Origin of the sequence: Bradyrhizobium sp. HKCCYLRH3099, assembly GCF_051167855.1 — a bacterium.
In the GTDB taxonomy this organism is placed as follows: domain Bacteria; phylum Pseudomonadota; class Alphaproteobacteria; order Rhizobiales; family Xanthobacteraceae; genus Bradyrhizobium.
The window spans coordinates 166530-185817 of sequence record NZ_JBNPTW010000005.1; the positions used below are offsets into that span (position 1 = coordinate 166530).

General features: G+C 66.7%; 21 protein-coding genes. 11 read left to right on the forward strand and 10 right to left on the reverse strand.

Annotation, left to right across the window (positions count from 1 at the left end):
• The first annotated feature begins 24 nt into the window (after positions 1-24).
• Positions 25-1209 (forward strand): glycosyltransferase, encoded by a 1185-nt coding sequence (locus ACQR1Y_RS13340; protein ID WP_434876767.1) that lies wholly within the window; start codon positions 25-27, stop codon positions 1207-1209.
• On the opposite strand, the gene ACQR1Y_RS13345 is transcribed toward ACQR1Y_RS13340, so the two are convergent.
• The 3 genes from ACQR1Y_RS13345 to ACQR1Y_RS13355 are packed head-to-tail and all read right to left on the reverse strand — an operon-like array spanning position 1136 to position 3577.
• Positions 1136-1714 carry a class I SAM-dependent methyltransferase gene (locus ACQR1Y_RS13345; protein WP_434876768.1) on the reverse strand — a complete coding sequence of 193 codons (579 nt, stop codon included), beginning with the start codon at positions 1712-1714 and terminating at the stop codon, positions 1136-1138. The genes ACQR1Y_RS13340 and ACQR1Y_RS13345 overlap by 74 nt on opposite strands.
• Positions 1711-2451, reverse strand: a complete 741-nt coding sequence (locus tag ACQR1Y_RS13350; protein ID WP_434876769.1) for a PIG-L deacetylase family protein — start codon at positions 2449-2451, stop codon at positions 1711-1713. Before ACQR1Y_RS13350 ends, ACQR1Y_RS13345 begins: the two co-directional genes overlap by 4 nt.
• 1 nt (position 2452) lies before the next feature.
• The gene (locus ACQR1Y_RS13355; protein WP_434876905.1) at positions 2453-3577 is read right to left on the reverse strand and encodes an acyl-CoA dehydrogenase family protein; all 1125 of its coding nucleotides are present in this window, start codon (positions 3575-3577) and stop codon (positions 2453-2455) included.
• Between the two features lie 133 nt (positions 3578-3710).
• On the opposite strand from ACQR1Y_RS13355, the gene ACQR1Y_RS13360 reads away from it, so the two are divergent.
• Entirely contained in the window at positions 3711-3938 is a 228-nt protein-coding gene (locus ACQR1Y_RS13360) for a hypothetical protein (RefSeq protein WP_434876770.1), read from the forward strand.
• Between the two features lie 89 nt (positions 3939-4027).
• Here ACQR1Y_RS13360 and moaA read toward each other — a convergent pair whose 3' ends face one another.
• The 3 genes from moaA to ACQR1Y_RS13375 all read right to left on the reverse strand — a co-directional run bounded on the left by moaA (position 4028) and on the right by ACQR1Y_RS13375 (position 6641).
• Complete coding sequence (gene moaA / locus ACQR1Y_RS13365) at positions 4028-5059, reverse strand: GTP 3',8-cyclase MoaA (protein WP_434876771.1); 1032 nt, start codon at positions 5057-5059, stop codon at positions 4028-4030.
• Between the two features lie 234 nt (positions 5060-5293).
• Positions 5294-5689: a hypothetical protein gene (locus tag ACQR1Y_RS13370; RefSeq protein ID WP_434857809.1), complete on the reverse strand. Its 396-nt coding sequence runs from the start codon at positions 5687-5689 to the stop codon at positions 5294-5296.
• A gap of 265 nt (positions 5690-5954) precedes the next feature.
• Positions 5955-6641: an HAD-IA family hydrolase gene (locus ACQR1Y_RS13375; RefSeq protein WP_434876772.1), complete on the reverse strand. Its 687-nt coding sequence runs from the start codon at positions 6639-6641 to the stop codon at positions 5955-5957.
• 164 nt (positions 6642-6805) lie between these two features.
• Here ACQR1Y_RS13375 and rpiA point away from each other — a divergent pair, with 164 nt between their 5' ends.
• The 4 genes from rpiA (at position 6806) to ACQR1Y_RS13395 (ending at position 10781) form a co-directional block, all read left to right on the forward strand.
• Positions 6806-7498 carry a ribose-5-phosphate isomerase RpiA gene (rpiA, locus tag ACQR1Y_RS13380; RefSeq protein ID WP_434876906.1) on the forward strand — a complete coding sequence of 231 codons (693 nt, stop codon included), beginning with the start codon at positions 6806-6808 and terminating at the stop codon, positions 7496-7498.
• 48 nt (positions 7499-7546) lie between these two features.
• A complete protein-coding gene (locus ACQR1Y_RS13385) occupies positions 7547-8068 on the forward strand; it encodes a DUF2059 domain-containing protein (RefSeq protein ID WP_434857651.1) in 522 nt (173 codons plus the stop codon).
• A gap of 30 nt (positions 8069-8098) precedes the next feature.
• Positions 8099-9484 carry a glutathione-disulfide reductase gene (gene gor, locus ACQR1Y_RS13390; protein WP_434857650.1) on the forward strand — a complete coding sequence of 462 codons (1386 nt, stop codon included), beginning with the start codon at positions 8099-8101 and terminating at the stop codon, positions 9482-9484.
• Positions 9485-9554: 70 nt separating this feature from the next.
• Positions 9555-10781, forward strand: a complete 1227-nt coding sequence (locus tag ACQR1Y_RS13395) for a caspase family protein (RefSeq protein ID WP_434876773.1) — start codon at positions 9555-9557, stop codon at positions 10779-10781.
• 157 nt (positions 10782-10938) lie between these two features.
• Here ACQR1Y_RS13395 and ACQR1Y_RS13400 read toward each other — a convergent pair whose 3' ends face one another.
• The 4 genes from ACQR1Y_RS13400 to ACQR1Y_RS13415 form a co-directional block, all read right to left on the reverse strand.
• Positions 10939-11160, reverse strand: a complete 222-nt coding sequence (locus tag ACQR1Y_RS13400) for a hypothetical protein (RefSeq protein ID WP_434857648.1) — start codon at positions 11158-11160, stop codon at positions 10939-10941.
• A 182-nt stretch (positions 11161-11342) separates the two neighbouring features.
• Positions 11343-11753 carry an SRPBCC family protein gene (locus tag ACQR1Y_RS13405; RefSeq protein WP_434876774.1) on the reverse strand — a complete coding sequence of 137 codons (411 nt, stop codon included), beginning with the start codon at positions 11751-11753 and terminating at the stop codon, positions 11343-11345.
• The gene (locus ACQR1Y_RS13410) at positions 11750-12073 is read right to left on the reverse strand and encodes an ArsR/SmtB family transcription factor (protein WP_434857646.1); all 324 of its coding nucleotides are present in this window, start codon (positions 12071-12073) and stop codon (positions 11750-11752) included. The genes ACQR1Y_RS13405 and ACQR1Y_RS13410 overlap by 4 nt, the downstream gene beginning before the upstream one ends.
• Positions 12074-12234: 161 nt before the next feature.
• A complete protein-coding gene (locus ACQR1Y_RS13415; RefSeq protein ID WP_434876775.1) occupies positions 12235-13947 on the reverse strand; it encodes a jacalin-like lectin in 1713 nt (570 codons plus the stop codon).
• Positions 13948-14287: 340 nt separating this feature from the next.
• Here ACQR1Y_RS13415 and ACQR1Y_RS13420 point away from each other — a divergent pair, with 340 nt between their 5' ends.
• From ACQR1Y_RS13420 to ACQR1Y_RS13440, 5 genes are all read left to right on the forward strand, one after another.
• The gene (locus ACQR1Y_RS13420) at positions 14288-14530 is read left to right on the forward strand and encodes a hypothetical protein (RefSeq protein WP_434894309.1); all 243 of its coding nucleotides are present in this window, start codon (positions 14288-14290) and stop codon (positions 14528-14530) included.
• Between the two features lie 38 nt (positions 14531-14568).
• Positions 14569-15297 carry a sulfite exporter TauE/SafE family protein gene (locus ACQR1Y_RS13425; RefSeq protein ID WP_434876777.1) on the forward strand — a complete coding sequence of 243 codons (729 nt, stop codon included), beginning with the start codon at positions 14569-14571 and terminating at the stop codon, positions 15295-15297.
• Between the two features lie 873 nt (positions 15298-16170).
• A complete protein-coding gene (locus ACQR1Y_RS13430) occupies positions 16171-17559 on the forward strand; it encodes a class II 3-deoxy-7-phosphoheptulonate synthase (RefSeq protein WP_434876778.1) in 1389 nt (462 codons plus the stop codon).
• Positions 17559-17912, forward strand: a complete 354-nt coding sequence (locus ACQR1Y_RS13435) for a diacylglycerol kinase (RefSeq protein WP_434876779.1) — start codon at positions 17559-17561, stop codon at positions 17910-17912. Before ACQR1Y_RS13430 ends, ACQR1Y_RS13435 begins: the two co-directional genes overlap by 1 nt.
• 12 nt (positions 17913-17924) lie before the next feature.
• A complete protein-coding gene (locus ACQR1Y_RS13440; RefSeq protein WP_434876780.1) occupies positions 17925-19271 on the forward strand; it encodes a nitrilase-related carbon-nitrogen hydrolase in 1347 nt (448 codons plus the stop codon).
• The last annotated feature ends 17 nt before the right edge of the window (positions 19272-19288 follow it).

The following is a 19288-nucleotide window of genomic DNA, read 5'->3' on the forward strand; positions in this document are numbered from 1 at the left end:
ATCAAAGGCGATTGCGGATTACCGATGAAACTATCTCTTCTTTCGCAAACGCGGCTCTCGGTCGTCGCCATCCCTGCCCAGAACGAAGCATCCGAAATCGCCGGCTGTCTTGCGGCCCTGGCCATGCAGCGGGACGAAGAGGGAGCCCCGATCGCACGGGGCAGCCTGGAGATCCTCGTCTTCGCCAACAGCTGCACCGACGACACCGCCGCAATCGCCCGGCAGGCGGCGCGTTCGATCCCGCACCCGGTCGTGGTGGTCGAAGAGGATCTGCCCGAGGGGCAGCGAAATGCCGGGTGGGCGCGCAAGCGCGCGATGGACCTGGCTGCAATCCGGCTTGCCGAGGCGGCTCCGCTGCACGGCCTCATCATGACCACCGATGCCGACAGCCGGGTGTCGCCGACATGGTTTGCCGCCACGCTTCGCGCCTTCGACGAGGGTGTCGACTGCGTCGCCGGCTACATCGATGCGATCCCAAGCGAGTATATCGCCCTCGGCGATCAGTTCGTGGCGCGCGGCCGGCTCGAAGATACTTATCTGCGCTACATCGCCGAAATCAACGCGCGCTGCGACCCGCGGCCGCACGATCCCTGGCCGACCCATCGGGTCTCGTCCGGGGCCAGCCTGGCGGTGACAGCCGCCGCCTATGCCGCGATCGGCGGCCTGCCGCCGCGCCCGGTCGGGGAGGACGTCGCGCTGACGGCGGCGCTCGACCGTGCCGGGCTGAAGGTGCGCCACGCCGTGGACGTGTGCGTGGCCACCTCCTGCCGGTTCGAAGGGCGGGCGAGCGGCGGCGCTGCCGACACGATGCGCCATCGCCACGGACATCCCGACGCGCCCTGCGACAATGATCTCGAGCCCGCGCTGCAGGCCACGCGACGCGCGCTCTGCAAAGGGATGTTGCGCGATCGCTGGAGCCGAGGGCCGGCCGCGCGCCGCTGGCCTGCCGCTCTGGGACCGTCGGGTGAGATCATCCGCGCCTTCGACGGGTTGGCCACTTGCTCGTTCGAAGACGCCTGGGATGCGGTGTGCGGCATGAGCCAGGCATTAAAGCGCGGCGCACCGCTGCGCCCGTCTGACCTGCCGCGCCAGATCGCCATCGCCAGGATGATCGTGCGGCATCTGAGACCGTCGGTCAGGCCGGCGAGAAGCGCTCCAGGCGATATGTCTCATCGTGAAGGATCGTGCGAACCGGCAGTGCCGGCTTGATGCCATCGGCAAACAGCTCGCTGGCCTCGATGCCGGTGAGCGGATAGTTCGTCTCGCCGAGCCAGTGGCACAGCACGATCTCGCCGCCAGGCGCGATCTCCGCGATGCATTCCTGCGTGACGCGCTGCAGGTCGGGCTTGGCGAAATAGTACAGAACCTCCGACAGCACGATCAGGTCGAATGGCCCCTTGGGAAAGTCGGCCGGAATGGTCGCGACGCGAAAGCTGACGTTCGACCCGCTGACCGACCTTGCGACCTCGAGCGCTGTGGCGGATGCGTCGATGGCGAGCAGCTGAGCACAATGCGCGCTGAGAAGCTGGGTCAATACGCCGATCGAGCAGCCGACTTCGAGCGCCTGCGCGTAGGGCGCCCGGGTGAGAGAGGCGATCGTGGCCTGATACTTGTCCTGCTCGTAGCGGCTGCTTCGAAACCGCCAGGGGTCGATGTCAGCCTTGTATTTGGCTTCGAAATAGTCCGGGGGAAGGGTAGCAGCTTTTCGGGTCACGACGGCACCTCGATGAAATACTCATAGGGTCCGAGGAACGGCGCCAGGGACGCGTCGTCGAAACGGAAGCCATCCGGATCGTCGCTGATGAGGTCTGTCATCTGCGACGCGTGGGCATCGATCGCCGCCCGCTTGCGACCACGCTGCGATGAGATGTCGATCCGGACCGCGCTCGGCGGCGGCTGCTGCGTCTCGACATCAGCCGCGAGGTGCCATCCCCACACCGGATACGCCCAGAGCTTAAGGCCGGGGCTCGCTCGGCGAACGGCCTTCGCCAGCGCCGCGGACGCCTGGTGATCGCAATGCGGATCGCCCTCCCATGTGACGAACAGGGCGCCGGCTCCGGACCGTCGGACCACCCTCAGCGTCGTTTCCACGGCCGCATCGAAGTCCGGGCCCGACATCGGCGCCCTCGTATCCGGCAGTCCGAGGAACGTGACATGGTCCGGCTGCACCCCGAGAACCCCGCCGGCCGCATGCACCTCGGCGTATCTCAGCGCGACCAGTTTCTGTCGCGGATACTGCCTGGAACGGGGATGCGAGCCCGAGCCGTCGGTCACGACGATGACATTGACCTCATGTCCTGCGGCACGGGCGTCCGCAATCAGGCCTCCCGCGCCAAGCGACTCGTCGTCCGGATGGGGCGAGAGCACCACCAACGGGCGTCCTTGGACGAGCTCATCCACCGTGACCACCGGACTGGTGCTGAGCGCGTCGAGAAAACGATCGGCGCGCACGTCAGAAATCTCCGACGGAATGGGACGAGCCGAGGAATGCTCTCGCAGCGTCGCTCATCGCGAGGTCGGGCACGGGTTGGCGCAGATATGTCGCGAGGTCGCGCGACACGCGCTCGATCGGATGCGGGCGAACGAACGACGCCAAGCCGACGCCCCGCTGCACGGTCTCCATGACGTCGAGCGCGCAGCGCTCGGTGACCATGCGCGTCAAATTGGCGAAGCCCACGACCTGTTCGCCAGGCATCTCGTCCGAGGCAAGCCGCCGCGCGGCGTCCTCGACGAAATAGCGCGCGGTCTTGGCGGCTGCCATCGCCTGCGCGAGGCGCTGCAGCTGATACGGATCTTCGCCGCGTTTCGTCGTCAGGAGATGGGTCTTGAACAGATCGACGAGACGTTCGGTCGCGCCGCAATGGGCTGCGCAGAACCGCCATGCGCCGCCCGAGAAGAACGGCTGGCGCATGAAGTCGCCGGGCTCGCCGATCATGTTCTCCGATGTCACGACGGTCCCGGAGAAATCGATCGCACCGGTGGCTGTCGACCGCATGCCCTGCGCCTGCCAGCCCGACAGATCGATCGGCTCGTCCATGGTCAGGCGCAGCAGGCAGAGAACCTGACCCTCCGGCGCCGTCGCGGTCACGAGGGGATCGGTGACGAAGCCCGCGCCGGACGACAGGATTTTCCGGCCCCGCAAGGTGCCGCCATCTTGGCCGGCGACGTGCAGACCCCTGGCATCATTGGCGCCCCACACGGCCGAGAGGCCACCGGCGGCGATGCGCGCGGCCAGCGCGCGCAGCTGATCCCGCTCGCCGTAGCGAGTGACCAGGGACACTGCATTGACGTGACCTTCGAACAGCCGGGCGATCGACAGATCCGCAGATCCCAGCAGGCGCAGCACCGTGCACAGCTCGCCGCTGCACTCGGGCCCGCAGAGGTCGTCGCCGCCGAGATCCCGGGGGAATGGCGACATCGCGAGGCCGGACTGGCGAAACGCCGTCCACAGGTGATCACCGATGAAGGCGTGCTCGTCCGTCTCGGCGGCGGCATCGAACATCAGGCCAGCGAACCGCTGCGCGCGATCGAGCAGAGTTCGGTTGTCGTGACGCGCTGGCTCGCTACGGGCTAGAATGGCTCGTTCTCCGGTGCATGGGGCTGACAGCAATGGGGTGAAGTCAGCGAACAGCCAATGGTTCCCGGCGCCGTAGGAACGTTGCCCTCGTCAGGTCATTGTCGATGAGTTCGCGAACTGATCGGGGCAGGGCATGGCGACCATTCGACTCGATCCGGACAACGTTCACGGTCACATCCGGTGGCTGAAATGGGTCGAGCAGGATCAGGTCATCGGCCGGATCATTCGTGATTTCAGCGGCCGCTGCGAGATCGCTCCGGAGGGGCCGCATTGGAGCCCGATGAAGAGTTTTGCCGGCTTTTCCTTCGAGACCCCGGAACAGGCCCTCGCCGAAGTGCAGCTTTATTTTCGCGGCCGCTGAGGGCTGGACGTCTTGCGCCCTAGCCTCTGATCGATCAGCAAGGCCATCCGCTGCACACTGAGCGTAACGTCCAGTGCGTCGGCAGAGGATCAGCCGCCGGTGACACTCATGTGCCGGCTGACGCTCGGGCGGTTGTGGCGACGGTCGATGATGAAGTCGTGGCCCTTCGGCTTCAGGCCGATGGCGCGGTCGATCGCGTCGCTGAGCTGCTCGTCGCTGGCCGAGGCTCGCAACGGCTTGCGCAGATCGGAAGCATCCTCGTGGCCGAGGCAGGTGTGCAAGGTGCCGGTGCAGGTGACGCGGACGCGGTTGCAGCTCTCGCAGAAATTATGCGTCATCGGAGTGATGAAGCCGATCGTGCCGCCGGTCTCGGCGACGCGGACGTAGCGAGCGGGGCCGCCGGTGGTCTCGTCGAGATCGGTCATCGTGTACTTCTGCGCCAAGCGGCTGCGCAGCAGCGACAACGGCAGATACTGGTCGATGCGGCCTTCGCCGATCTCGCCCATCGGCATCACCTCGATGAGCGTCAGCGCCATGCCCTTGCCATGCGCCCAGTCGATCAGCGAGGGGATTTCGTCCTCGTTCATGTTCTTGAGCGCGACCGCGTTGATCTTCACCGCGATCCCTGCGGCCTGCGCCGCCTCGATGCCGGCGAGCACGCGGTCGAGATCGCCCCAGCGGGTGATGGTGCGGAACTTGTCGGCGTCGAGCGTGTCGAGCGAGACGTTGATGCGGCGGACGCCGCAATCGGCGAGCTCGGAGGCGTATTTGGCGAGTTGCGTCGCATTGGTCGTCATCGTCAGCTCATTGAGCGCGCCGCTCTTCAGGTGCCGCGACAGCGAGCGCACCAGGCCCATGACGTTGCGCCGGACCAGCGGCTCGCCGCCGGTGAGCCGGAGCTTCTTCACGCCCTTGTGGATGAAGGCCGAGCACAGCCGATCGAGCTCCTCCAGGGTCAGCAGGTCGGCCTTGGGCAGGAACGTCATGTCCTCCGCCATGCAATAGAAGCAGCGGAGGTCGCAGCGGTCGGTCACCGAGACGCGCAGATAGCTGATGCGACGGCCGAACGGGTCGGTCATCGGGCGCGTCAGGGCGGTTTCACTCAACGTCTCAGCGGTCATGGAAGGCCTTGTCACGACGGTCATGTCACGGCGGTCATGGCGGCGGTGCCATGAGCGGCTGCGCCAGACAGTGGCCGCGCTAGACGCGGCCGGCTGCCGGTTCAAAGCAATCTAATCACGATCGGCGCGGCTCACAATCGCCGAGCACTCATACCGAGGAATGGTGACCTGACGAGGCGCCGATGCTGCATCGCAGCTTCGCTGCTGCGAGAGGCGATGGCCGTTGAGATCCGATTATTGCCGCGGCGGTGGGGCCGGGAAGGCGGAACCGGTGGTCGCGGGCGCCGGCGCGGCGGCAGAAGCGGCCGATTTCTGCGGCTTCGGCTTTTTCGGGCGCATGTGCTTCACCGCCTTCGGCGGCGCGCCCGGCATCGGCTGCAGCTCGGCGACCACAGGGCTCGGGTCCATCACGACCGGGGGCGAGCTGTTGAAATCGCCGGAGTTGCGGATGACCTGCACCGGAACGGTCGCCGGCTGATACTTGTCCATCGTGAAGGTGACGCTGAAGCCGGCGTCCGGCGCGGGCACCGACACGGTGCAGGGCGTCCGGCAGCCCGGTCCGAGCGAGGTCTTGGCGTCGGCGCCCGGCGGCACCGATTCGAGCTGCACGGGCACCTCCGGCGCCGACATCTTGAAGCTGTCCATGGAGAAGGACGAGCAGCCGGCCAGACCGGCTCCCGTAAGCGCAATCGCGATGACCCGCCGAATCATGATGTCCGCCCCACAACCCCTGCGGCCATCGGCCGCAATCCCAGCGCGACCATAGGAGTGTCAGGACAGCGGCGCAACTGCGGTCAACCCCATTCTCAACAGAACCTTCGGGTTTCGTTCGTTGAGGATTCAGGCGATCGGGCAGGGGGTTAGGCCGCAATCCCGCGAGTGGATCACAGCGCTGTCAGGCATTCTTGAGGGCGGGGCCAAGCGCCTGCACCGCGGCCGGCAGCTCGCGCATGTGATCGATCAGGTGGTCCGGATTGAGCTCCGCGATCGGCACGTCGGTATAGCCGAAGGTGCAGCCGATGACGGGAACGCCGGCGCGGCGGGCGGCGCCGACATCGGTGCCGGCATCGCCGACCATGATCGCGGCTCCGATCTCGCCGCCGGCCTGCGCGATGGTCTGGCGCAGGATCGCCGGGTCCGGCTTGGCGACGCCGAAGGTGTCGGCGCCACAGATCGCGGCAAAGCGCGAGGACAGGCCGAGCTGGTCGAGCAGCCGCTTCGACAGCCATTCCAGCTTGTTGGTGCACACCGCGAACTGGCAGCCGCGCTCGGCAAGCTCGTCGAGCGCCGCCTCCAGCCCCTCGAAGGGGCGCGATTCGACCGCGATGTTCTCGGCGTAGAAATCGATGAAATCGACCGTGAGCTGCTCCATCTCGGCCGGGCTGGCAAAGCGGCCCTCCGCCTCCAGCCCGCGCTCGAGCAGCTTGCGCGCGCCGTGCCCGATCATCTTGCGCGCCGAGGCCAGCGGCAGCGGCCGCAGCCCCTCGCGCTTGAGGATGTGGTTGAGCGCGTTGATGAGATCCGGCGCCGTGTCGACCAGGGTGCCGTCGAGATCGAAGACGATGGTGCTGGAGATGGGCATCGGTATTGGCTACCGGCAGGCCCGCGCCCCCGCAAGGGGCTCGCCACGGCTTTTTGTCCGATTTCGTGACCGGTCAGAGCTAGGCCCCGCGTCAAAACACCGCTAGATATGCGCCGGTTTTCGGCCCCCAGGGGCCTGGGGATGAGGACGGTTCCTTGGTCGACATGGAAGCATTGAAGCAGCAGGCGGCGGCGCGGGCGCTCGAAGAGGTCGAGAGCGGGATGAAGCTCGGCCTCGGCACCGGTTCGACGGCCAAGCATTTCGTCGACCTGCTCGGGGAGAAGGTCCGCGCCGGCCTCAAGGTCGTGGGCGTGCCGACCTCGGAGGCGACACGGGCGCAGGCGCAGGCCTGCGGTGTGCCGCTGACCACGCTCGACGAGATCGACCATCTCGACCTCACCATCGACGGCGCCGACGAGATCAACCCGGCGCTCGACCTGATCAAGGGCGGCGGCGGCGCGCTGCTGCGCGAGAAGATCGTCGCCAGCGCCTCGGATCGCATGATCGTGATCGCCGACGAGAGCAAATGGGTCGGAAAGCTCGGCCGCTTTCCGCTGCCGATCGAGGTGATCCCGTTCGGGCTCGCCGCGACGCAGCGCGAGATCGGCAAGGCGTTCGCCAAGGCCGGCGTCTCCGGAGCGATGGGCTTGCGTAAGTCCGCAGATGGCCACGTTTTCGTCACCGATGGCGGCCACTGGATTGTCGATGTCCGCCTTGGGGAGATCGAGGATCCCCCGCGCCTGGCGGGTCTTTTGAGCGCAATTCCGGGAGTGGTCGAGCACGGGCTGTTCATTGGCCTCGGCAGCACGGCGATCCTGGCAGGCGCACAGGGTATTCGCGTTATCCAGCGGCCTTGAGCGCAGCACGATCTGCGCTTTGGGCCGCAATCTCACAGGAGACTTGGAATGAAGAGCGTGTTCAGAATCTTGCCGGCCGCCGGAATCGTGCTGGCCCTGGCTTCGGCGAGCCCCGCTGCCGCGCAGGGCCAGGCGCCGGCGCTGAAGCCGGCCTCGCCCGCCTGCATGGCCGGTGCGCGCGAGATTCTGTCGATGAAGAACGCGGCTGCGATGTACGCCAATGCCGTCCCGGGCATCGTGCAGCAGACCAAGCAGGCGCTGCTGCAGTCCAACCTCAACTACCAGAAGGACCTCGACGAGGTCGCCGTCTCCGTCGCGCAGACCTATGCCGGCAAGGAGAAGGAGATCGGCGAGAAGATGGCGCAGATCTACTGCAACGAGTTCTCCGACCAGGAGATCGCCAACCTCGTCACTTTCTACAAGTCTGCCATCGGCCAGAAGCTGCTTGCGGCCGAGCCGAAGGCGATCCAGATGAGCATGCAGGCGATGAACGGGTGGGCGGCGGAGTTCTCCGACACGGTCACCGCGCAGTTCCGCGCCGAGATGCGCAAGCGCAACAAGCCGATCTGAGGCGGGTTGCAAGGACAGGTCGGGGGAGAGATGGCTGAATTCGACGTCGACCTGTTCGTGATCGGTGGCGGCTCGGGGGGCGTGCGCGCCGCCCGCATCGCGGCGGGCTATGGCGCCCGCGTGATGGTCGCCGAGGAATACCGCATGGGCGGCACCTGCGTGATCCGCGGCTGCGTGCCCAAGAAGTTGTTCGTCATCGGCTCGCATGTCCGCCAGGAGATCGCTGATGCCGAAGGCTTCGGCTGGACGATCCCGACCGCGACGTTCGACTGGAAGACGCTGATCGCCAACAAGGACAAGGAGATCGCGCGTCTGGAGGCGGCCTACGCCACCAACGTCGAGAAGTCCGGCGCCAGGATCGTCAAAACCCGCGCCGTGCTGGAGGACGCCCATACCGTGCGCCTCGGCACAGGCGAGAAGGTCACCGCCAAATACATCCTGATCGCGACCGGCGGCGCGCCCAATCACGGCACCCCGATTCCCGGCATCGAGCACGTCATCTCCTCCAACGAGGCGTTTCACCTGGAGGAGCTGCCGCGCCGCATCGTGATCCAGGGCGGCGGCTATATCGCGCTGGAATTTGCCTGCATCTTCGCCAATTTCGGCTCCGACGTCACCGTCGTCTATCGCGGCGACAACATCCTGCGCGGCTTCGACGAGGACGTGCGCAAGCACGTCCGCTCGGAGATGGAGAAGGAAGGCATCACCATCCTGACCGGCTGCACGATCAAGAGTGTCGACAAGCACGGCAAAGACTACACGACCCATCTGTCGAACGGCTCCAGCATCGCCTCCGACAAGGTGATGTTCGCGATCGGCCGTCATCCGGCGGTCGCCAATCTCGGCCTGGAGAAGGCCGGCGTCGCCATCAATCCGCGCAATGGCGGCATCGCGGTCGACGCGTTCTCGCAGAGCTCGGTGCCGAGCATCTACGCCGTCGGCGACGTCACCCATCGCTTCAACCTGACGCCGGTCGCGATCCGCGAGGGTCATGCCTTTGCCGACAACGTGTTCGGCGGCAAGAGCGTGCGCGTCGATCACGCCGACATTCCGACCGCCGTGTTCTGCCAGCCCGAGGTCGGCACGGTGGGTCTCACCGAGACCCAGGCGCGCGAGATGTATGACCGCGTCGACATCTACAAGACCACGTTCCGCCCGATCAAGGCGACTATGTCCGGCCGCGACACCCGCGTGCTGATGAAGCTCGTGGTCGACGGCACCAGCGACCGCGTGCTCGGCTGCCATATCGTCGGCGACATGGCCGCCGAGATCACCCAGGCCGTCGCCATTGCCATCAAGATGAAGGCCACCAAGGCCGATTTCGACGCCACCGTCGCGCTGCATCCGTCTGCGGCGGAAGAGCTGGTGACGATGCGCACGGTGACCGAGCGCCACGTCCGGCAGGCCGCGGAGTAGAGCGCTGCGCCTTTCCGCTTCGTCCGGCCGCGTATAGACTTCCGCCGTCAAGCAAGGACGGGGAGAGTCGATGCGGCGATGGATGATGCTGGCGCTGGCCGGATGGAGCCTGCTCGGCTTTTTCAGCCCGGCGCTCGCCGATACCCGCATCGCGCTCGTCATCGGCAACTCGGCCTATCGCAGCGTCAGCCGCCTCGAGAATCCCAAGCATGATGCGGCGCTGATGGCCGAGACTCTTCAGGGCCTTGGTTTCACGTTGGTCGGCGGCAGTGCGCGGCTCGATCTCGACGAGGCCACGATGCGCCGCGCGGTACAGGAGTTCGGCGCCAAGGCGCGCGGCGCCGACGTCGCGCTGGTCTATTATGCCGGCCACGGCGTGCAGGTGCGCGGCGCCAACTATCTGGTGCCGGTCGACGCCAACCCGGCGCGCGAGGCCGATGTCGATTTCCAGATGCTCGACGTCAACGTCGTGTTGCGCCAGATGGAGAGCGCCGGCACCAAGCTGAACCTCGTGATCCTCGACGCCTGCCGCAACAATCCGTTCGGCGGCCGCGGCTTGCGCGACGGCGGCAGCGGCCTGGCGCAGATGCGCGCGCCGGAGGGCACGCTGATCTCGTTCGCGACCCAGCCCGGCAACGTCGCGCTCGACGGCCGCGACGGCAACAGCCCGTTCACGAAGGCGCTCGCCGACACGATCAAGCGGCCTGGCCTCGACATCTTCAAGACCTTCAACCAGGTCGGCCTGGAGGTGAAGCGCGCCACCGGCGGCACCCAGCAGCCCTGGGTGTCGAGCTCGCCGGTCGACGGCGACTTCTTCTTCGCCGGCCAGCCGGTCGCGCCGGCCTCAACGTCGCCGCTGGCCTCCGCGGCATCACCCGATCCCGCCGAGCGCGCCTGGGCGGTGACGCAGAACACCACCAGCATCGCGGTGCTCGAGGATTTCGTGCGACAGTTCGGCGGCACGCCCTATGGCTCGATGGCGAGGGCGCGGATCGAGGAGCTGAAGACAAGTCAGACCGCGGCGCGTCCGGCTGAAACGCCGATCGAGCGTGCGCAGGCGATCCTTCCCAACCCGCATCTCGTGCCGCGCACGGTCAAGCGCAACGTCTCGCAGGGCTATCTCAATCTGCGCCGCGAGCCCGGGCAGAAGTCGGAGATCCTCACCCGCATCCCCGCCGGCGAGACCGCGATGGTCGGCGGCTGCGTGATGCCCGGCGACGGTGTCAGCCGGTTCACGTCATGCCGCGCAGTGTGGAACGGCGTCGTCGGCTGGGTGTCGTCGAACGGGCTGGAGTAGGCGGCCTCGCGCGCTCAGAGTGTAGAATGCAGGTAGGGACCGTCCACCAACCCGCCGTCATTGCGAGCGCAGCGAAGCAATCCAGAGTCCTTGGCTTGGCCCCGGATTGCTTCGCTGCGCTCGCAATGACGAAGAAGTCTGGAGCTCGAGCGTCACCTCAACTCACATGCTGTGCGCTGCGCCGTCTTGCGAGGTACGGCAACGCGAACATGTAAAGCCCCGTGGCGAGCAGCACGATCAGCGGGAGCAGCGCCAGCAGACCGACCCAGGCGGCGGGCTGCTGCGTCTGCGTCATCGCCGCGATGTTGATGATGACACCGACCGTGAAGGCGATCGAGACCCATCGGTGGACTTGTCGGATCGTATTGGACCAGTTCATTGGCTCCTCCCCATGTGACAATGCCGATGAAAGTGCGGAAATCTCTCCGCCGTCATTCCGGGGCGTGCGAAGCACGAGCCCGGAATCCATTGCGCGGCAGTTCTCGCGGCCGGATGGATTCCGGGCTCGCCGCGCTTTGCGCGCCGCCCCGGAATGACAACCGAGCGCAGCAGAGGCCCAGCTCAGTCGAGCCGCGCCAAGGTCTGCTCCAACCCGTCAAAGAATTTCGGCCAGCCGTAGCGTGCGCCCTGATAGGCGCGGGTCTGGTCGGCGGCGAAGCCGGTCTGCTCCATGCGCAGATGGGTTCCTGTCGCGGTCGGCGTCAGCGTCCAGGTCACGACGCTGTCGAGACCGAGCGCGGCCCAGCTGTAGGACAGCGTCCTGTGCGGCTCGATCGTCAGCACCTGGCAGTCGACGACGCCCCAGTCCGCCTTCAGCTTGAAGCGATGGTCGAGCGACGGCAGGAAGTCGTTGGCCATCAGCCACTCCGCGATCAGATGCGGCTGCGTCAGCGCGCGCCAGAGTTTTTCCGGCGGATGCGCGAACTCGCGTTCGACGACGACGGTGCGGGTCTCCGGCGCAATGTCTGTCATTGGTCCATCCTGTTGAGCAGATTGTCGAGGTCGTCGAAGCGGCTCTCCCAGAATGCGGCCATGCGGCTGGTCCAGTCGAGCAAGGGTGCGAGCGCCTTCGGCTGGGCGCGATAATGCGTCAGGCGGCCTTCGTGACGCTCGCGTACCAGGCCTGCCTGCTTGAGCAGGCCGAGATGCTTCGACACCGCCGGCTGCGACACGCCGGCCTTGGCGGTCAGCGCGCCGACGGTCTGCTCGCCGTGGCGGCACAGCCCCTCGAAGATCGCGCGCCGGGTCGGATCGGCAAGCGTGCGGAACAGCAGGTCGGGAGAGCGGGGCATTCAATCCATAACTCGATGGTTATGGGTATATCCATAACCTCATGGTTATGAATTGGCAAGGGCAGCGCTGCCGATCCGGCGCCAGCGCGATGATCAGCCCCTCGGCGCTGTGCGTGATCCGGACGGCGGCGCCGTCCGGATCACCTGTCGTGGACCGCGGATCAGGGCGTCAACGTCCATTGCTGCGAGCGGGCGGCCGAGGCGGTCGCGGTCAGCAGCTGATTGCCGAGGGAGGTGCCGTTCTGGCTCATCACTTCGACCGGATAGCTGCGCAGCGCGATCGTGCCGGCCGCAGCGTCATAGCGGAAGCGCTGGTTGTTGTTGCCGGTGCAGGTCCAGATGATCAGCTGCGCGCCGTCGCCATACGTGCCGTTGTTGTCCAGGCAGTAGTGCGGGTCCTGCATGCTGCGGATCATGCCGGTCGTCTCGTCGTAGCTCCAGGTCTGGTTGGCGGTGCCGGTGCAGTTCCACTGGATCACGGCCGTGCCGTCGGCCATGGTGCCGCCGCTGACATCCATGCACAGCGCCGACGTGCGGTTGACGATGCGGACCGGCTGGCGCGATGGTGCCGCGCTCGTGGAGACCGGCGCGTAGACGACGCCGAGCTTGTCGATGCCGTCGCCGGAGCGGCCGTGGAAGCCGGTGATCTGCCAGCCGCTCGGGGCGGTGTAGCTGGTGCAGCTCGACGTCGACGTGCCGCCCGACAGGGTACGGCCCGCGCTGGTGCCGAACGCGATCCGGAAGATGCGCGTGTGCCCCTGATACTGGTCGCTGCACAGATTGACCGAGGTGAGATATTCGCCGCCGCCGAGCGTCAGGCTCTGAGCCGTGCCGCCGCTGCCGCCATGGCTGTAGACAAAGCCGTTCGAGAGCGTCAGCTCGACGGCGTCGACTCGGTTGCCGGTGCGGATGGTCAGCTTGCTGACCACGGGATTGGCGGGCAGCGCGGAGACGTCGTTGTAGCTCGTGCCGTGCGGGCCGCCGAACTGGTCGCTGAGCTTGCGGTTCGATGCCGTGGCCCAGCTCCAGTCGACCTCGACGGGGTGGTGATCGGAGAGCTGCGCGCCGTTCGAGTCCAGCGCATCCTGGCGGTCGACATAGCCAGACGCCTGCAGGGTCAAAAAGCCGTTGTTGCGCCACAGCACCTTGTCGACGATCTCGCAGTCCGGCCGGGCCGTCTGGGTATCGCCGCAGACCAGGGGAGCGCCGATCGGCGGCACGCTGCCGCCGCGCACCGTCTCGACCCAGGCGTCGTTGAAGCCGTGATGCAGGAACTCCCACATGTTCTGGCCGGCCCGCGTGTAGCGCGTGTTGGTGTCGCCCATCACCATGACGGCGTTGCCGGCGGAATTCGCCTCGATGTAGCTCAGGATCTGCGCCACGTCGGACTCGCTATCGGCGAGATCGGTGGAGGACGTGCCGGACTGGGCGTGCAGGTTGTAGAAGTCGAGATAGACGCCCTCGGCCAGCCGCGTGCGGACCAGCGAGAAGCCTTTCGGCGTCAGCGCGTCGGAATTCGCGCGCTTGGTCCAGGTCACACGGTCGAGATCATCGAACGAATAGGTGCTGAGCGTGTTGAGGCCGTCGCCGATTCCGGCCGTGCCCGAGGTCGGCGTGCGATAGGGATGGTTGTCGCAGGTGTCGTAGAGCGCGGCGTGCCAGAGAAAGTCCTCCTGCACGTTGACGATGCCGAACTGGCGCAGATAGCAGCTGATCACGCGCGAATGCGCGTCGCTGCCGCCGTTATAGGCGGTCGGCGTTTCCGCGACGTTATAGGTCAGCGTGTTGAAGGTGCCGCTGTCCGCATGCAGCGGGCCGGCCAGCAGAGCGGCGCAGCCGGCTGCGATCGCGCCGGCGATGTGGTGAAGTCTCATTGTCGATCCCCTCGATCGTGTCCGAAAGCGGCGGCGCGATAGCATCTGCCGCGTGTCGCCGTGATGACGGATCGATGGATGTTCTGCGTGGCACGTGTCGTGCGGACGCGTGCCAGCCCAGGTTGTCACGGCCCCGCATCGAAGATCGACGTCACGCAGCGTGCGGCGGCGGCCATTCGTCCGCGTGAGCGCGATCACGGGCGTGACCCGCACTTGCGTCGTACACGGAACGAGGCAGCGGAGGCTGGCCGAGGCGTCGGGCTGCGCTCCTATTGAATGCCTCGCCATACTCCTATCGGGGGACGCTGAGGGGACGCTGGGCTGCTAGCAATCCGATACCTTGCTGGAGACACCGGACATGCATGCCCATCAGGTTCCGCCGCGGCTCGCGCCCATCACATCGCAGCCAGTCACGTCGAAGCCATTCACTTCGAAGCCATTTGTTTCGAAGGAATGCCTCGGCGCCGTCGTTCTCGCATTCTTCCTGATCCTGCACATCGTCGCGATCGCGATTCTGCGAAAGGCGGACACGCCCGACCGCGTGGAGGCAAGTCCGGTTACGACGTTCCAGACCACTGATTGACGATCACTCATTTCCATTTTCTTCAGCCGGAGAATTTCATGCCCGGGCTCGGATCATTCTTGCTGCTCAGCGCCGCCGTTTTCTTCGGCGCCTTCGTGTCCGGTCTTGCCGGGTTCGCATTTTCAGCGGTCGCCGGCGCCATCCTCCTGCACATGCTGCAGCCCCTGGAAGCCGTGCCGCTGATGATGGCGTGCAGCGTCGGCGTGCAGGCAACGAACCTCTGGGCGCTGCGCGCCAGCATCCGCTGGAAGGAGAGCGTCGTCCTGATCATCGGCGGGCTGCTCGGCGTGCCCCTGGCGCTGTGGCTGCTGCACAATGCAGAGACGCGTGTGTTCCAGCAGATCTTCGGCCTCACCATCGCGATCTACGCCGGCACCATGCTGTGCAAGCCGGCGCTGGGCAGTCTTCAACCGATGAGCCGAAGCCGCACCGCCATCATCGGCTTCGGTGGCGGCCTGATCGGCGGCCTCACCGCGATGCCCGGCGCGCTGCCGACGATCTGGTGCGAGATGCACGGCCTGCCGAAGACCGAGCAGCGCGGCCTCGTGCAGCCTTTCATCGCCGTCATGCAGATCGCCTCGCTCACGATGATGCTGGCGCGTCAGGACCTGTCGTCCAAGGTGGTCATCGATCTCGCCCTGAGCATCCCGGCGCTGCTCGCGGGGACGGCGCTCGGCGTGTTCGCCTTCCGCAAGGTCAACGATGCGCTGTTCAGGAAGATCATTTTGGGGATTCTCTTGATCTCGGGATTGCTGCTGGTGGTCTGACCCGGAGTTCGCCGAGCGGTCCCGGCGGCGTCGCCCAGTCGCAGTCGTGATGTTCGGATATTCAAAAATTCTTCTTTACGAATACCAGAATCTGTGATCTACTCTCCGTATCCTGCCTCACTCGGAAGGGGCGTTGCGCGCGATCGTCACGACACGCGAGGCGGGGAGCGATGGCCGCGTTTGAGCCGCAGCGTGTCCGAGAGGGTGCGCGGACGAACGGCTCGACGCGGACGTGAAGTCGCAGCGTGCTGGCACCCCGATGCTGGTGCTACGTTCGTGATGGCGCTTGTGCGCCGCGCGGGCAATGGTGGCCAACAAGCCCGGCGCACCAGGCAGACTGCGTATAAGCGTTAAGACCGTCGCGCAGGGAATGCCGGAATGATCGGCTGAACCTGTGGTACCTGCCGCCTGCATTTTTTTCCGCAGGCGGGCCATGGGCGAGGCCATCGTCCGGCATTCCCTGCGCCCTCCGATGTTGGAGGGTGAGCCGCTCCATGAGACCTCGGGCATTCGTGTCGCGGGATCGAGAACGCGCGTCGGCCGATCCCGTCTTTTGCGTCCCACTCCGCTGTCGTCCCAGACCAGCCGCTGGTTGGCGCAAGTCCATCCTCGTGTCACGACATGGGACGGTGGCTATGGATCCCGGCGTTCGCCGGGATGACGGCGGTGGGTGTGGAGGCGCCGAGCGCAGCAACCGAAGGGAGAGCAGGGAGCTCGATCTGGAGTTTCAAGCCAGGCCTGAAATCCCTCGCAGCCGCAACGGCTTGGCCGGACAACCTAAATTCCGGATGGCAGTTGCCGGGCAGGCTGTGTATAAGGCGCGCGCCGCGGCGGGGGAACAGGCGTGCGGTTGCCGAGAGGGAGTAGAGAGCCATGACGGAGCGCTGGAGCCCGGAGAGCTGGCGGTCCAAGCCGGTGCAGCAGGTGCCTGATTATCCCGACCAGAAGGCGCTGGCCGAGGTCGAGGCGCAGCTGTCGACCTTCCCGCCGCTGGTGTTCGCCGGCGAGGCGCGCAACCTGAAGAAATCGCTGGCGCGGGTCGCGGCCGGCGAGGCGTTCCTGCTGCAGGGCGGCGACTGCGCCGAGAGCTTCGCCGAGCACGGCGCCAACAATATCCGCGACTTCTTCCGCGTGCTGCTGCAGATGGCCGTGGTCATGACCTATGCCGGCGCGGTGCCGGTGGTGAAGGTCGGCCGCATCGCCGGCCAGTTCGCCAAGCCGCGCTCGTCGCCGACCGAGAAGGTCAACGGCGTCGAGCTGCCGAGCTATCGCGGCGACATCGTCAACGACACCGCCTTCACGCCCGAGGCGCGCATCCCCAACCCGCAGCGCCAGCTCGACGCCTACCGGCAGTCGGCGGCGACGTTGAACCTGCTGCGCGCGTTTGCCACCGGCGGCTTCGCCAATCTCGGCAGCGTGCACCAGTGGATGCTCGGCTTCGTCAAGGACTCACCGCAGTCGCGGCGCTACAAGGAGCTGGCCGACCGCATCTCGGAGGCGCTCAACTTCATGCGCGCCTGCGGCCTCGATCTCGAGAGCCATCCCGAGCTGCGCGCCACCGACTTCTACACCAGCCACGAGGCGCTGCTGCTCGGCTACGAGCAGGCCTTCACCCGCGTCGATTCGACGACGGGCGACTGGTACGCCACGTCAGGCCATTTCATCTGGATCGGCGACCGCACCCGCCAGCTCGATCATGGCCATGTCGAATATTTCCGCGGCATCAAGAACCCGATCGGCCTGAAATGCGGCCCGTCGCTGAAGCCGGACGAGCTGATCAAGCTGATCGACATTCTCAACCCCGACAATGAGCCGGGACGGCTGACCCTGATCAACCGCTTCGGCGCCGACAAGGTCGGCGATCACCTGCCGGGGCTGATCCGCGCGGTGCAGCGGGAAGGGCGCAAGGTGGTGTGGTCGTGCGATCCGATGCACGGCAACACCATCACCTCGAATTCGGGCTACAAGACCCGGCCGTTCGACCGCATCATCTCCGAGGTGCGGGCGTTCTTCGCCGTGCATGCCGCCGAGGGCACCCATGCCGGCGGCATCCACCTGGAGATGACCGGCAAGGACGTCACCGAATGCATCGGCGGCGCGCGCGCGATTTCGGACGAGGATCTCAACGACCGCTATCACACGGTGTGCGATCCCCGGCTGAACGCCGAGCAGTCGATCGACATGGCGTTCCTGATCGCCGAGCTGCTGAAGCAGCAGCGCGGCGGCAAATCCACCCCGATGCCGGCGGTCGCGGGCTTCTGATGCTGCGCTTCTGGCGCGCGACGCTCAACTCGCGCAATGGCCTCGCCTTCGCGCTCCGCTCCGAGCAGGCGGTGCGCGAGGAGGTGATCGCGCTGATCCTGTCACTGCCGCTCGCCTATGTGATCGGCGCGACGCCGATGCGCAGCGTCGAACTGGTCTGCGCCGTGCTGCTGGTGCTCGTGGTCGAGCTCTTGAACACCGCGATCGAGAAGCTCGCCGACCGCCTCACCACCGACCACGATCCGAAGATCGGCCAGGTCAAGGATCTCGGCTCGGCCGCGGTCGGCGTCGCGCTGCTGATGTCCGGCAGCTTCTGGCTGTTCGCGATCGCCGAGCGGCTCGGATGGTTGTGAACGGGGTGAGCGATGGCCGCTGATATCTTCCGGATCACGCTGGCCCAGCTCAATCCCACGGTGGGGGACATCGCGGGTAACGTCGCGAAGGCCCGGGAGGCGCGAGCGAGGGCGGCGGCGGATGGCGCCGATCTCGTGGTGCTGCCTGAGCTGTTCATTGCGGGTGGTCTCACACGAGACGCGATGCCGAGTGTGCGGGCCGACAGCCGCGCCGCGATCGAGACGCTGGCGCGCGAGACCGCCGATGGCGGGCCGGCGGTGCTGATCGGCACGCCGTGGGACGAGAACGGCAAGCTCTCCAACGCCGTCGCACTGCTCGACGGCGGGCGCATCGCCGCGACGCGCTTCAAGACCAACCTGCCGGGTGATCAGCAGCGCCTGTTCACGCGCGGCCCCGCGGCCGGCCCGGTCAGCGTGCGCGGCATGCGCATCGGCGTTGCGATCGGCGAGGACATCTGGCCCGAGCAGCCTGCAGACGAGAACGTCGTCGAGACGCTGGCGGAGACCGGCGCTGAGCTGATCGTGGTCGCGGCCGCCGCGCGCTACATCCGCGGCGAAGGTGACCGGCGGCTGTCGGCGGCCGTAGCGCGCGTCACCGAAAGCGACCTGCCGCTGCTCTGGCTCAATCAGACCGGCGGTCACGACGGCGAGGTGTTCGACGGCGCATCCTTTGCGCTCAACGCCGATCTCTCGATCGCGGCGCAGTTGCCGGGCTTCGTCGAGGATGTGACCACGCTGACATGGCACAGGGGAGATGACGGCTGGCAGTGCAGCGGGCCGGTCGCCGAGCCGACCGAGGGCGACGAGGCGGACTACGCCGCTCACATGCTCCGCCTGCGCGACCGCGTCGGCAAGGCAGGCTTGAACGGAGCGGTATTCGGCCTGGCGGCAGGCATAGAGCCCGCGCTGTCACTGGGCCTGGCTGTCGATGCCCTCGGCGCCGACAAGGTTCGCGCCGTGCTGCTGTCCGGGCCGGACTCGCGGCTGCCGGACGAGGCGATGGCATCCGCGGCACGGCTCGGCGTCCCCGCCGAGATCGTGCCGATTGCGGCGGCCATCGAAGGTGTCGAAAAGATCCTGCCCGGCCCGCTGCCGGACGACGCCCATCGTGATCTGCTGGCGCGGGTTCGCAGCACGTTGCTGACGGCGCTGGCGAATTATGCGGGCGCGCTTGCCGTTGATGCCAGCGGCGAGATCGCCGGCCGAGGCGGCATCGTCGCTGCGCTCGGCGGCATCACCCCGGCGCAGATGGTTCGTCTGGCCGCGCTGCGAAATCGCTGGACACCCGCGGATGCGCTAGGGCGATCAGGCGAGGTGATCTCGCCCGATCTCATCGCCCGCGCCGGGATGGAAGGATGATGCAGATGACCCGGCGA

What these genes read in the sequence shown, in the direction of transcription:
- ACQR1Y_RS13440 (WP_434876780.1), top strand. Translation starts at nt 17,925, where the DNA reads ATGGCCGCTGATATCTTCCGGATCACGCTGGCCCAGCTCAATCCCACG.
- ACQR1Y_RS13375 (WP_434876772.1), bottom strand. Translation starts at nt 6,641, where the DNA reads ATGCCCATCTCCAGCACCATCGTCTTCGATCTCGACGGCACCCTGGTC.
- ACQR1Y_RS13415 (WP_434876775.1), bottom strand. Translation starts at nt 13,947, where the DNA reads ATGAGACTTCACCACATCGCCGGCGCGATCGCAGCCGGCTGCGCCGCT.
- ACQR1Y_RS13400 (WP_434857648.1), bottom strand. Translation starts at nt 11,160, where the DNA reads ATGAACTGGTCCAATACGATCCGACAAGTCCACCGATGGGTCTCGATC.
- ACQR1Y_RS13370 (WP_434857809.1), bottom strand. Translation starts at nt 5,689, where the DNA reads ATGTCGGCGCCGGAGGTGCCCGTGCAGCTCGAATCGGTGCCGCCGGGC.
- ACQR1Y_RS13425 (WP_434876777.1), top strand. Translation starts at nt 14,569, where the DNA reads ATGCCCGGGCTCGGATCATTCTTGCTGCTCAGCGCCGCCGTTTTCTTC.
- rpiA (WP_434876906.1), top strand. Translation starts at nt 6,806, where the DNA reads ATGGAAGCATTGAAGCAGCAGGCGGCGGCGCGGGCGCTCGAAGAGGTC.
- ACQR1Y_RS13435 (WP_434876779.1), top strand. Translation starts at nt 17,559, where the DNA reads ATGCTGCGCTTCTGGCGCGCGACGCTCAACTCGCGCAATGGCCTCGCC.
- moaA (WP_434876771.1), bottom strand. Translation starts at nt 5,059, where the DNA reads ATGACCGCTGAGACGTTGAGTGAAACCGCCCTGACGCGCCCGATGACC.
- ACQR1Y_RS13395 (WP_434876773.1), top strand. Translation starts at nt 9,555, where the DNA reads ATGCGGCGATGGATGATGCTGGCGCTGGCCGGATGGAGCCTGCTCGGC.
- ACQR1Y_RS13410 (WP_434857646.1), bottom strand. Translation starts at nt 12,073, where the DNA reads ATGCCCCGCTCTCCCGACCTGCTGTTCCGCACGCTTGCCGATCCGACC.
- gor (WP_434857650.1), top strand. Translation starts at nt 8,099, where the DNA reads ATGGCTGAATTCGACGTCGACCTGTTCGTGATCGGTGGCGGCTCGGGG.
- ACQR1Y_RS13405 (WP_434876774.1), bottom strand. Translation starts at nt 11,753, where the DNA reads ATGACAGACATTGCGCCGGAGACCCGCACCGTCGTCGTCGAACGCGAG.
- ACQR1Y_RS13385 (WP_434857651.1), top strand. Translation starts at nt 7,547, where the DNA reads ATGAAGAGCGTGTTCAGAATCTTGCCGGCCGCCGGAATCGTGCTGGCC.
- ACQR1Y_RS13340 (WP_434876767.1), top strand. Translation starts at nt 25, where the DNA reads ATGAAACTATCTCTTCTTTCGCAAACGCGGCTCTCGGTCGTCGCCATC.
- ACQR1Y_RS13430 (WP_434876778.1), top strand. Translation starts at nt 16,171, where the DNA reads ATGACGGAGCGCTGGAGCCCGGAGAGCTGGCGGTCCAAGCCGGTGCAG.
- ACQR1Y_RS13360 (WP_434876770.1), top strand. Translation starts at nt 3,711, where the DNA reads ATGGCGACCATTCGACTCGATCCGGACAACGTTCACGGTCACATCCGG.